The sequence below is a fragment of the Muricomes intestini genome (assembly GCF_004346165.1).
GTDB lineage: Bacteria > Bacillota > Clostridia > Lachnospirales > Lachnospiraceae > Muricomes > Muricomes intestini.
In genome coordinates, this window is the sequence record NZ_SLZZ01000021.1 from 49,982 (window position 1) to 58,966 (window position 8,985).

At 44.7% G+C, this 8,985-nt stretch carries 5 protein-coding genes; 4 read left to right on the forward strand and 1 reads right to left on the reverse strand.

Annotation, left to right across the window (positions count from 1 at the left end):
• Positions 1-192: 192 nt before the first annotated feature.
• Complete coding sequence (locus EDD59_RS13285) at positions 193-1,584, forward strand: aminopeptidase (RefSeq protein WP_132382676.1); 1,392 nt, start codon at positions 193-195, stop codon at positions 1,582-1,584.
• A gap of 127 nt (positions 1,585-1,711) precedes the next feature.
• On the opposite strand, the gene sstT is transcribed toward EDD59_RS13285, so the two are convergent.
• Entirely contained in the window at positions 1,712-3,019 is a 1,308-nt protein-coding gene (gene sstT / locus EDD59_RS13290) for a serine/threonine transporter SstT (RefSeq protein ID WP_132382678.1), read from the reverse strand.
• A 304-nt stretch (positions 3,020-3,323) separates the two neighbouring features.
• Here sstT and tdh point away from each other — a divergent pair, with 304 nt between their 5' ends.
• The 3 genes from tdh to ppdK all read left to right on the forward strand — a co-directional run bounded on the left by tdh (position 3,324) and on the right by ppdK (position 8,469).
• Complete coding sequence (gene tdh / locus EDD59_RS13295; RefSeq protein ID WP_132382680.1) at positions 3,324-4,388, forward strand: L-threonine 3-dehydrogenase; 1,065 nt, start codon at positions 3,324-3,326, stop codon at positions 4,386-4,388.
• 42 nt (positions 4,389-4,430) lie between these two features.
• Positions 4,431-5,633, forward strand: a complete 1,203-nt coding sequence (locus EDD59_RS13300; RefSeq protein WP_132382682.1) for a glycine C-acetyltransferase — start codon at positions 4,431-4,433, stop codon at positions 5,631-5,633.
• A gap of 205 nt (positions 5,634-5,838) precedes the next feature.
• Complete coding sequence (gene ppdK / locus EDD59_RS13305) at positions 5,839-8,469, forward strand: pyruvate, phosphate dikinase (protein ID WP_132382684.1); 2,631 nt, start codon at positions 5,839-5,841, stop codon at positions 8,467-8,469.
• Positions 8,470-8,985: the final 516 nt, after the last annotated feature.

Consider the following 8,985-nt stretch of genomic DNA (forward strand, 5'->3'; position numbering starts at 1 on the left):
ATATATAGACAATGAAAAAGAGGCGGACTGATAGCAAAAAGTTATCAGACGTCTCTTTTTGATGGAATAGATTCTGGGAAAATCATCCATACTATGATGTGGGGGTCAAAAGGTATTTTGCCCCCTGATACCTACGGATTGCTCCGCACTTTGTGCTCCCGCAATCTGGTGGAGAGAGGAAGGAAAGATATTATGGAGAGAAAAAACGCCTGGAATTATTACAGTACAGAGGAAAGAAAACGTGTGGAGGATATCAGCCGCGCCTATTGCCATTTCCTGGACTGTAGTAAAACAGAACGGGAGTGTACAGCCTCTGCGATCAGACTTGCAGAGTCCCGGGGATACAAAAATCTGGAAACAATAATAGAAACAGGTGGAACTCTGAAGTCTGGTGACAGGATATACGCCTGTCATATGGGCAAAACTGTGGCGTTATTCCAGATTGGCGCAGAGCCTTTTGAAAAGGGAATGAATATTCTGGGCGCACATATTGATTCTCCGAGAATCGACATTAAACAGATTCCTATATATGAAGAGCAGGGAAACGTTTACATGGATACACACTATTACGGAGGTGTGAAAAAATATCAGTGGCTGGCACTGCCCTTGGCAATTCATGGAATCATTGTCAGGAAAGACGGTACAAAAGCAGAAATAAAACTGGGGGAAAAGGAAAGAGATCCTGCCTTTGTCATTACGGATCTGCTTCCTCATCTTGGAAAGGAGCAGAATGAACAGAAGGTTAAAGATTTTATTAATGCTGAAAAAATGGACCTTTTGGTAGGAAACCTTCCTTCAGCATCTGAGAAAAACGAAAAAGAGCCTGAAGTAGTTAAAAAGACGGTTTTAAAATTGCTTCAGGAACAATATCAGGTAGGAGAAGAGGACTTTATTTCGGCGGAGCTGGAGATAGTGCCTGCGGGAAAAGCCCGGGACTGTGGACTGGACAGAAGCATGATACTGGGATACGGGCAGGATGACCGAAGCTGTGCGTTTACGTCCCTGCTTGCACTTCTGGAAGTGAAAATGACGAAGCGTACATCATGCTGTGTGCTGGTTGATAAAGAGGAAATCGGAAGTGTGGGTGCTACCGGAATGCATTCTAAGTTCTTTGAGAATACAGTGGCAGAATTGCTAGAGTTGTATGGTGGTTACTCGGCATTGAAGCTTCGCAGGACCATGACAAATTCCAATATGCTCTCATCGGATGTAAGTGCAGCCTATGACCCTATGTTTGCCGAGTACTATGAGAAGAAAAACTCTGCCTATCTGGGGAATGGACTTGTGTTTAACAAATATTCGGGAAGCGGCGGGAAATCCGGTGCAAATGATGCAAATGCTGAATATATGGCAAGGCTCAGGCAGGTTATGGACAAACATAAGGTTGTCATGCAGACCGCAGAGCTGGGAGCCGTGGATAAAGGGGGAGGCGGTACTATAGCCTATATCATGGCAAATTACGGTATGAATGTAATCGACTGTGGAATCCCCGTACTGAATATGCATGCACCCTGGGAGGTATCCAGCAAAGCAGATATTTATGAAGCACTGAAGGGATATATTGCATTCCTGAAAGAGGCATAATCCCTGTCAATCAAACAGTGTCCTATGAAAAAGAAAATAAAAAACGGTTGACCCAAAGAGGCTAACCGTTTTTGTAATGTTTGACTTTCGTTCTCATGTTGAGATAAGCTATTTATAAGATTCCCGCTTATTTTACACTGTTCGCATATACCTCAGATTGTCCCTGGTTTTCTCCTGAAGGTGCATTTGTGGTATATAATTCAGGATGTTTGCGTCTGTCTCTGAATTCTGCACAGGCTGTGTACAGAACATCAGTTGAAGAATTTAGGGCAGTCTCACAGGAATCCTGAATAACACCTACGATGAAGCCGACACCAACTACCTGCATGGCAATGTCATTTGGAATACCAAACAGGCTGCAGGCCAGTGGAATCAGAAGTAGTGATCCTCCGGCTACTCCCGACGCACCGGCAGCACTTAAGGCAGATAATACGCAGAGAATAATGGCGGTTAAGAAGTCTACCTGTATGCCCAGAGTATTGGCGGCGGCAAGAGCCATTGTAGAGATGGTGACTGCAGCTCCGGCCATATTTACAGTAGCGCCGAGAGGTATAGAGATAGCATAAGTATCCTCACTGAGCCCCAGCTTTTTACACAACTCCATATTGACCGGAATATTAGCTGCAGAACTGCGGGTAAAAAATGCGGTAATACCGCTGTCTTTCAGGCAGGTAAATACCAGAGGAAACGGATTTTTCCGTGTGCAGATAAAAGTGACGAGGGGATTCATAATCAGTGCTACGAAAAGCATAGTTCCGACCAGAACGAGAATCAGCATTCCATAGTCTAATAAAACATTCAGTCCCTGCTCAGAAATGGTGGTAAAAATCAGTCCCAGAATACCAAAAGGAGCACAGTTGACAATCCACTTAACAGCTGTAGCAATTGCATCGGATATGTTTTCCAGTGCACGTTTGGTACCGTCTCCCGCTTTCTTGAGAGCGAGTCCGAGAATGACAGCCCATGCCAGAATTCCGATATAGTTTGCATTTACGAGAGCATTTACAGGATTATCTACCACATTCATCAGAAGGTTGGTCAGCACTTCTGTGACACCGCTTGGAGGTGCAATATCAGCAGTGTTCGTATTTTTTGAAAAAGTAAGTGTAATCGGGAATATATAACTGGCTAATACTGCGGAAAGGGCTGCCAGCAGGTTCCCAAGCATATAAAGCATGACAATAAAGGTCATGTTGGTCTTCTGCCCCTTTCTCATCTGAGACAGTGCGCTCATGACCAGGAAGAATACCAGAAGAGGAGCAACGCCCCGCAGCGCCCCAACAAACAAGTTTCCCAGAATGGAGATTGCCGATGCCTGAGGAACAGCCAGTCCGAGAATGGTACCGACAATTAATCCACAGATAATTCGTTTGATAAGACTAATACTGTTCCACTTTTTAATGACATTGATAACAGGATTAAAATTTTTTTTCATTTTTCATTTCGCGGATATACTAACACATTATATCCACATCCCTCTCTTTCATTTTTAGATTTGTTTTTCCCCAACATAAATTATTATTACATAAGATTGGGGGAAATGCCACAATAAATTATATTTTAACAATGTCAGGATGTGAAAAATAATGTATAAAATGAAAGGATAAAGACAAAACAATAAAAAATGCACAATAAAATATACGCTGCAGCGTTGTATATGAATGAGAGGAATGCTATAATTGAAAAGAAATCATCATCTGGGGAATATGATAAAACAAAAAAATTGGAGGTTTATTGTCATGAGAGAAACGCAAAATGATGGGTTGATGTGGGCTCTTGTAAAGGAGAGGCCGGAAGAAGGTTTGTGGATGAAGAGAGTTCCGACTCCAAAGGTTGGGCCCAATGATGTCAAAATCAAGATTCACAAAACCGCAATCTGCGGGACGGACGTACACATTTATCAGTGGAATGATTGGGCACAACACACCATACCAATCGGCCTGACAGCAGGCCATGAGTATGTAGGAGAGGTTGTGGAAACAGGGGAGGCAGTGCGGGGATTCAAGCCGGGTCACCTTGTATCCGGAGAAGGCCATATTACGTGTGGAAAATGCAGGAATTGCCTGGAGGGGCATAAGGAGAACTGCAAGGATGCGAAAGGAGTAGGAGTGAACAGAAATGGTGCATTTGCCGAATATCTCGTTATTCCTTCCTGCAATGTATGGCCGTGCAATCCTGCAATTCCGGAAGAAATGTATGCGATATTTGATCCCTTTGGGAACGCTACCCATGCAGCACTGTCCTACGATTCTCTTGGGGAGGACGTGTTGATTACCGGTGCGGGTCCGATCGGGTGTATGGCAGCAGCTATTGTGAAATTTTCAGGTGCAAGGAATGTGGTTGTGACAGACTTTAATGCTTACCGCCTGGAGCTTGCCGGGAAGCTGGGGGCAACCAGAGTTGTAAATCTTAAAGAGGAGAAGCTGACGGATGTTATGAAAGAAATCGGGATGACCGAAGGGTTTGATGTAGGACTTGAGATGTCCGGTGCACAGGCGGGGCTTAGCGAGATGATTCACAATATGAAACACGGCGGAAAGATTGCTCTTCTTGGCCTGCAGAGAGCAGATGCTGCTGTAGATCTTGAGACGGTGATCTTTAATGGACTCAATATACGCGGCATATATGGAAGAAAGGTATGGGATACATGGTATAAGATGTCTACAATGCTGCAGGCAGGCCTGGACATTTCACCGGTTATTACCCATCACTTTGATATCAGGGATTATGAAAAGGGATTTGAAGCAATGATTTCCGGTCAGTCTGGCAAGGTCATATTAGACTGGTCTCGGGTAAATGGTTAACAATAAGGCATAGTTAAATACAAAGAAAGAAGGATATAATTAATGGCGCGTAAAGACGATATCTTAAACATCTATTTAAAAGAAGTGGAGGAAATTAAGGAAGCAGGCCTTTTTAAGGGGGAAGCACCCTTTGTTTCTCCCCAGAGGGCAAGAGTAAAAATGGAAGACGGCAGGGAGCTTCTGTGCATGTGTGCAAATAACTACCTGGGACTGGGGGATAGCCCGCGTCTGATTGAGGCGGCGAAAAGGACTTATGATGAGAAGGGCTACGGAGTCGCATCTGTGCGTTTTATCTGTGGAACTCAGGATATTCATAAAAAGTTGGAGAAGAGGATATCCGACTTCCTGGGAACGGATGATACCATCCTGTATTCCTCCTGTTTTGATGCCAATGGGGGTCTGTTTGAGACAATTCTTTCTGAGGAGGATGCCGTCATCAGCGACGAGCTGAACCATGCATCTATTATTGATGGAGTGCGCTTGAGTAAAGCAAAGCGGTTCCGCTACAAAAATAATGATATGGAAGATCTGGAAGCCAGGCTGAAAGAGGCAGATGGCGCAGGTGCAAGGGTGAAGTTAATTGCTACCGACGGTGTATTTTCCATGGACGGAATCATCTGCAACTTAAAGGGCGTATGTGATCTTGCTGATAAATACAATGCCCTTGTAATGGTGGATGACAGTCATGCAGTAGGCTTTATCGGAAAGACAGGCCGGGGAACTCCGGAGTACTGTGATGTACAGGGACGCGTGGACATTATCACGGGAACTCTGGGAAAAGCTTTGGGAGGGGCATCCGGCGGATATACTTCAGGAAGAAAAGAAATTATTGATCTTCTGAGGCAGAGAAGCCGGCCGTACCTGTTCTCTAATTCAGTGGCTCCCGCAATTGTGGGTGCAAGCCTTGAGCTTTTTGACATGCTGGATGAGAGCACAGAGCTTAGGGATCATTTGGAGGAAGTAACCCTATATTATCGAAAGCTATTGGTGGACAACGGCTTTGATATTATTTCCGGTACTCATCCTTGTGTGCCGGTCATGCTCTACGATGAGAAGACAGCCGCAGAGTTCGCAGAGCGCATGATGGATAAAGGGGCATATGTGGTGGCCTTCTCCTATCCGGTTGTGCCCAAAGGAAAAGCAAGAATCCGTACGCAGGTGTGCGCCAGCCACACAAAAGAAGATATAGATTTCATTATAAAATGCTTCAAAGAAGTAAGAAGCGAAATGGGATTGGAAAAATAACGTTAATAAGTGGACAAAATGCTTGACGGGGGTAAATAAAACCAGTAAACTATTATATGCGACATGATGCTATTTTATTCCCGCGAGCAACGAACCAAGCGGAAATGCTTGCATTTCCATTTGACGACTGCCGCGAGGATCAAATACCCCGCAGCTTGCTGCAGAGTATTTGACTTGAAAAAATTATTTAGGAGGTCATTGGAACATGGCAAAATGGGTTTATATGTTTACAGAAGGTAATGCAACCATGAGAAACCTTCTTGGCGGTAAAGGCTGTAACCTTGCAGAGATGACAAATTTAGGTCTTCCGGTACCCCAGGGGTTTACAATTACAACTGAAGCGTGTACTCAGTACTATGAGGACGGCGAGAAGATTAATGATGAGATCATGGAACAGATCATGGACTCTATTGTTAAAATGGAAGAGATTACCGGAAAGAAATTCGGTGATAAAGAGAATCCGCTTCTTGTTTCCGTACGTTCAGGAGCAAGAGCTTCCATGCCGGGTATGATGGATACCATTCTGAACCTTGGCTTAAATGAAGAAGTTGTCAATATACTTGCTGAGAAGTCAGGCAACCCCCGCTGGGCATGGGACTGCTACAGAAGATTTATTCAGATGTATTCCGATGTAGTTATGGAAGTCGGTAAGAAATATTTTGAAGAGCTTATCGACAAGATGAAAGAAGAAAAAGGTGTTACACAGGACGTTGACCTGACAGCAGAGGACTTAAAGGTTCTTGCCGGACAGTTTAAGGCAGAATATAAAAAGATGATTGGCGAAGATTTTCCGACGGATCCAAAGAAACAGTTGATCGGAGCTATCAAGGCTGTATTCCGTTCATGGGACAACCCGAGAGCTAACGTTTACCGCCGTGACAATGACATCCCGTATTCATGGGGAACAGCTGTCAACGTGCAGATGATGGCATTCGGCAATATGGGAGACACTTCCGGTACAGGTGTTGCATTTACCCGTGATCCTGCCACAGGAGAGAAGAAGCTCATGGGAGAATTCCTGATGAATGCACAGGGCGAGGATGTTGTTGCCGGTGTCCGTACACCTCAGAAGATCGCCCAGTTACAGGAGGTTATGCCGGAAGTTTACAAGCAGTTCGTAGACATCTGCCATACATTGGAAGATCATTACAGAGATATGCAGGATATGGAGTTTACCATCGAGGACAGAAAGCTTTACATGCTGCAGACACGTAACGGTAAGAGAACAGCACAGGCTGCTCTGAAAATCGCATGTGATCTTGTAGATGAAGGAATGATTACCGAAGAAAAAGCTGTTGCAATGGTTGATCCGAGAAACCTAGACACATTACTTCACCCACAATTTGACGCTGCTGCTCTGAAAGCTGCCGTGCCGGTCGGACGTGCGCTGGGCGCGTCACCTGGAGCTGCATGTGGTAAGATTGTATTTACAGCAGACGATGCAAAAGCATGGGATGCAAGAGGAGAGAAGATTGTACTTGTACGTCTTGAGACATCTCCTGAAGACATTGAAGGTATGAAAGCTGCACAGGGTATCCTGACAGTACGCGGCGGTATGACCTCACACGCTGCTGTTGTTGCCCGTGGAATGGGTACATGCTGTGTATCCGGATGTGGTGACATCGCAATGGACGAAGCAAACAAGAAATTTATACTTGCAGGGAAAGAATATCACGAAGGAGATGCAATTTCGCTGGATGGCTCCACAGGTAACATCTATGACGGCATAATCCCGACCGTAGACGCTACGATCGCCGGCGAGTTTGGAAGAATCATGGGCTGGGCTGATAAGTACAGAACTATGAAGGTCCGTACAAATGCAGATACACCTGAGGATGCTAAGAAGGCACGTGAACTGGGAGCAGAAGGTATCGGACTTTGCCGTACTGAGCACATGTTCTTTGCAGGTGACAGAATTGATGCATTCCGTGAAATGATTTGTTCAGATACAGTAGAAGAGAGAGAAAAGGCACTGGAGAAGATTCTTCCGGTACAGCAGAAGGACTTTGAAGAATTGTATGAAGCACTGGAAGGCAATCCGGTAACCATCCGTTTCCTGGACCCGCCACTTCATGAGTTCGTTCCTACAGAGGAAGAGGATATTAAGAAACTTGCTGACACTCAGGGCAAAACAGTAGAGCAAATCAAGACAATCATTGATTCTCTTCATGAGTTCAATCCAATGATGGGACACCGTGGATGCCGTCTGGCAGTCACATATCCGGAGATTGCAAAGATGCAGACAAAAGCTGTCATCCGTGCAGCTATCAACGTACAGAAAGCACACGCTGACTGGGAAGTTAATCCGGAGATCATGATTCCGTTGATTGGAGATATCAAAGAGTTAAAGTTTGTGAAGAAAATTGTTGTTGAAACAGCTGACGCTGAGATCGCAGCAGCAGAAAGCGATTTGAAATATCAGGTAGGTACAATGATTGAGGTTCCAAGAGCTGCACTCACAGCTGATGAGATTGCAAAAGAGGCTGACTTCTTCTGCTTCGGTACAAATGACTTGACACAGATGACATTCGGATTCTCCCGTGATGATGCAGGCAAGTTTCTGGAATCATACTATGATGCTAAGATTTTCGAAAGCGATCCATTTGCAAAACTTGACCAGACAGGTGTGGGCAAGCTGATGGAGATGGCAGTCGAATTAGGAAAACCGGTTAATCCGAAGCTGCATGTAGGAATCTGCGGCGAGCACGGTGGAGACCCAAGTTCTGTAGAATTCTGCAACACACTTGGTCTGGACTATGTATCCTGCTCACCATTCCGCGTACCGATTGCAAGACTGGCAGCGGCGCAGGCAGCTATACGCAGTAGGGAGGACTAATCTATACTTTGAATTTAAGGTAGATTACGAAGCCGCTAAAGCCTTTAGGAAAGCCAATGGGGGCTACTTACGTAACTTTCAGTGGAAAGACCTGACGGTGGAAGTGTATATTTAGAATTTAAGCAGATGTATCATATAAATTGGATACATCTGCTTTTTTTATATAATAGGAAATTCCTATATTTTGAACAGAACAGGAAAAAAGCCCGCTGAAAAAAGCGGGCGCAGAAAACAGACCATAAAGGATCAGAAGATATAAAAACCTTCTTCTCCAAAACCGTCATCTTCCGGTGCATCAAATTCGTGGAGAAAAAAATCCATGTCCAGAAGATCACTGTCACTCATATGCTGGATGTCATAAGGCGTCATGCCCTCTGGTGGATTTTGTGTATATTGTTTTCTTAGCTGCCCTGCAAGTTCGCGTTCTGAAATTGTATCGATAGTAACCGCCTCCGTTTCTGCTTAGATTAATCTGATTATACCATGAAATAAGAGGCCTTGAAAGAGTTACACAGA

Coding starts and splice junctions, on each gene's coding strand:
- EDD59_RS13285 (WP_132382676.1), top strand. CDS start 193: ATGGAGAGAAAAAACGCCTGGAATTATTACAGTACAGAGGAAAGAAAA.
- sstT (WP_132382678.1), bottom strand. CDS start 3,019: ATGAAAAAAAATTTTAATCCTGTTATCAATGTCATTAAAAAGTGGAAC.
- tdh (WP_132382680.1), top strand. CDS start 3,324: ATGAGAGAAACGCAAAATGATGGGTTGATGTGGGCTCTTGTAAAGGAG.
- EDD59_RS13300 (WP_132382682.1), top strand. CDS start 4,431: ATGGCGCGTAAAGACGATATCTTAAACATCTATTTAAAAGAAGTGGAG.
- ppdK (WP_132382684.1), top strand. CDS start 5,839: ATGGCAAAATGGGTTTATATGTTTACAGAAGGTAATGCAACCATGAGA.